The organism is Halopseudomonas sp. L-58 (genome assembly GCF_056859475.1).
In genome coordinates, this window is sequence record NZ_JBSXON010000055.1 from 1 (window position 1) to 3,520 (window position 3,520).

Here is a 3,520-nt window from a genome sequence, read left to right on the forward strand (position 1 = left end):
ACCAGCGACTGCTCGAACCCATCGGATATATACCGCCGGCAGAGGCTGAGGCAAACTACTATCGGCAACTAGCCAGTCAGGCTTCCAAGGTGGCGGCTTGACTTAAACCAAACAGCCTCCGCGAAACCCGGGGCGGTTCAGTAGCCCAGAGGCATCGCGAACAATGTATGCACTCGGCGTAGCGCGTTGGTACCAAGGGCGAATAGATGATGTTGGGACCGACAGCGAAACTGTAGGTGCTGAGCAGATTATCAACCATGCGATGGGGACGTACCCTAAACGCGATAGTCAGCATGGTGAGTTCATAAGAGAGTGCCAGGCCACATTGACCCAGATCCTTGTTAACCGCTCAAGGCAACTTGAAGCAGATGGGGAGTTGCCCTTTGCAGTAGATGCGCTGCGGCAAGCGGAAGCATTTGCCGCCGCCCTGTCGGGTGATACGCGTAAGGACGAGTTTGACGAGGATCTAGCATGAAGGACGCTTCTCTTGTAATTAGCGTCGGGGTGACCGGGCATAGGGATATCCTTTCAGCAGAGTATGACCGGATCTCAGCGGATTTTCGCGCATTGCTAGAGTCTCTCTTGTCGCGTTATGAACACCTTGGTATCCGAGTTATGACTGGGCTGGCCGAAGGTGCTGACCAGCTTCTCACTCGCCTTAGCTTGGCTATGCGCGCTGAGGGCAAGCCGATTACGCCCGTAGCGGTTTTTCCCATGCCGCTAGCGGAGTATCGGCAAGATTTTTCTGGTGATGCGCTCGGTGCGTTTGACGATCTGCACAGGCTGTTGATCGACGAGGGCTTGCCAGTTATCGAACTGCCGACGGCCATCAAGCGTGACGATTGCTATGCCAACCTTGGTGACTATCTAGTTAACAAGAGTGATCTGTTGGCTGCGGTTTGGGATCATCGTGGAAATGTTCCTCTGAAAAAGGGTGGCACGGCATTCGTGGTCGGCCAAGCTTTAGATCCATTGCGATTGATCTTGCGGGTGGAAAAAAACCAAGATGTTACTGCTCTAAGTAAGCACATAGATGGGTATCTTTTTAATTCTGACGCGCTGCCGGTGTACTGCATTTCTGCAGGGAGACAGTCAACCTCGCCATATGTTGAGGCTCCTAGTGCGGGCTACGTTGTTCAAAATGGGGGGCAGGAATTTAGTCTTTTGGATGAGTTGCCAGCAGGTACTAGTGACCACTTTTCTCAGCTAAACGAGTTGGCTCTCGATCTGGACGAATGTAACCCCACCAGTGATGAATATCTATGCAAAAATTCTGAATCATATAGGCTTCGCTCTAGAGATTTAGATCGTCTGGCGGATAATTTTCATAAATTCGATGGGCTTGCCATCTGTTTGCGGGAAAAGACCAAGTTCCTGCATAAGGTTTTGGCTGGGCTTACTTTAAGTATGACTGGGGTGTTTCTTGTTTACGCGAAGCTATTATCTCATTGGGCAGTGCTGTTCGGATATATAGCTATCTTCGCTCTTGGGTACGCTTGGTATGTTTTCAGTAAGCCAAATAAGACGAAGTTTCGTTACGCATTGGCTCGATTGATTGCGGAATCGCTTCGTATCGAATTCTTCTGGCTCGCTTCTGGGCTTATAAAGCCATGTGGGAATGATTCCCTCGCTCGCCGATTGCCGGCGCAGGGGAATGCTAGGGGGAAGGTAGTTGCCTCTATATTGAAACAGAGTAGTTATCTTGGGGATGCGAGATTCTCATTTTCTCCACCTGAGGATACCCTGAAGGATTGGATTAAAGAGCAGAGTATATACTATAAAGGCGCCGAGAAGAGGCTCCATAAAATACATTTAAGGAACGAAAAGATAGTAAAAATTTGCATCTTTGTTCCCATGTTGTTGTGTGCTGGTGTGATTGCTTTCTATCCCATTTTAGCGCACGCGCCAGTTTTTTATGAATTTCTCAAGCCCACTTGGAAGGACTTGTTCGTATTCTTGGCCGGATTTATACCGGTGCTTGGGGCTGTAGTGGAGCTGAATGCTAACAATAACTCAATCCAAGAGCTCTTTGGACAGTATTCATCTGCAAGAAAGTACCTTGAGCGTGTCGAGAATATATTAAATGATTCCAATGACACTGCGCTGGCCTTGGCCACTTTTGAGGTCGCGGGGCTAGAGCTCTCGCGAGAGCACATGCAGTGGTTGATCACCACTGAGCGGAAGGCCATCGTACCTGCCCATGGCGGTTGATCAGGCGACCACTACAGAAAAAGGAAACCTGAAGTGAGTTCTGCTATTCAGAGTATCGTGCGTAGCGAGGGCAAGAAGCGCCTGCTGAGTATCGATGGGGGTGGGATACGCGGAGTCATCGCGGTGGAAATTCTCGCAGAGATTGAGCGCCTGCTCCGCCAAAGGACGTGCAATCCCCAATTGCGTCTGTCGGATTGGTTTCACTTCATATCCGGTTGCAGTACTGGAGCAATTGTTGCAGCTGGATTGTCACTGGGGATGGAAGTCGATGAGTTGCGTGACTTGTACAGCTTATCGGGTCAACGAATGTTTAAGCGTGCGGGTCTATGGCAACGTCTGGGGTTCCATCGTTATGTTCACAGCGAGCTAGAGTCTCTGATGAAGGAGCGCTTTGGTGAGCGCACCACACTGGGCTCAGATCGACTGAAAACTTTGTTGATGGTGGTGCTAAAGAACGCCACAACCGACTCTCCGTGGCTATTGACCAACAACCCTTACGCTAAATTCAATCAACCTGGGAAAGGAAGCAACCTAGAACTCCCTCTGTGGCGTATCGTGCGCGCTAGCACTGCTGCACCAACATTCTTTGCTCCCGAAACCATCGAGTTTCCTGGGGTCGAGAAGCCCTTTGTCTTTATCGATGGCGGCCTTACCCCATACAACAACCCCTCCTTTATCTCATACCTGAACGCCACACTGCCTGCCTATCGCATTGGCTGGAAAACTGGTGAAGACGACATGCTGCTGGTGTCGGTAGGGACAGGTTTGCATCCTGCCTCCGCTCCAGATTTGACGCCGAGGCGCATGAACTTGCTCTACACAGCGACCTCGACACCGGCAGCGCTGATGTTCGCTTCGGCAAACCAGCAAGACATGCTTTGTCGTGCCTTTGGTAAATGCGTCGCAGGTGACGCTCTAGATCTTGAATTGGGTGACATGATCGAACGGCAGGGCAGCGCCCTCAGGCCGCCATTGTTCTCCTATGCTCGGTACAACGTCGACCTGACGAGTCAAGGACTGGCCTCGATTGGATGCGAAGAACTGATTGGCCGAAAATTACACCAACTCGACGCTGTAAATCTGGTCCATGAAATGCAAGCCGTGGGCCGTGCAGTGGCTAAAAGCAGAGTCCGGATAGAGCATTTCGAGCGTTTCATCAAACAGGCTCCCCCCCGCTGTCAGAATAGTTGGAACCTCTACAGATGTTAGAGTTTGAATCTCCAACCTGGGGCAGAGAGAAGGTTCCCATGAAGTATTCCCCCGAGCGGCGCGAAGCCATCTTGGCCAAGCTGGAAGCGCCGTATAACCG

At 51.0% G+C, this 3,520-nt stretch carries 3 protein-coding genes; all 3 read left to right on the forward strand.

The genetic code is table 11. The features are described 5' to 3' along the window. Nucleotides 1–163 precede the first annotated feature (163 nt). Genes AC13EY_RS07965 through AC13EY_RS07975 form a run of 3 tightly spaced genes read left to right on the forward strand, consistent with a single transcriptional unit; the run spans nucleotide 164 to nucleotide 3,420 of the window. Entirely contained in the window at nucleotides 164–475 is a 312-nt protein-coding gene (locus tag AC13EY_RS07965; protein ID WP_482876142.1) for a hypothetical protein, read from the forward strand. Next, nucleotides 472–2,211 (forward strand): hypothetical protein, encoded by a 1,740-nt coding sequence (locus AC13EY_RS07970; RefSeq protein ID WP_482876144.1) that lies wholly within the window; start codon nucleotides 472–474, stop codon nucleotides 2,209–2,211. The genes AC13EY_RS07965 and AC13EY_RS07970 overlap by 4 nt, the downstream gene beginning before the upstream one ends. Nucleotides 2,212–2,244: 33 nt before the next feature. Further along, a complete protein-coding gene (locus AC13EY_RS07975) occupies nucleotides 2,245–3,420 on the forward strand; it encodes a patatin-like phospholipase family protein (protein ID WP_482876146.1) in 1,176 nt (391 codons plus the stop codon). Nucleotides 3,421–3,520: the final 100 nt, after the last annotated feature.

What these genes read in the sequence shown, in the direction of transcription:
- AC13EY_RS07965 (WP_482876142.1), top strand. Translation starts at nt 164, where the DNA reads ATGTATGCACTCGGCGTAGCGCGTTGGTACCAAGGGCGAATAGATGAT.
- AC13EY_RS07970 (WP_482876144.1), top strand. Translation starts at nt 472, where the DNA reads ATGAAGGACGCTTCTCTTGTAATTAGCGTCGGGGTGACCGGGCATAGG.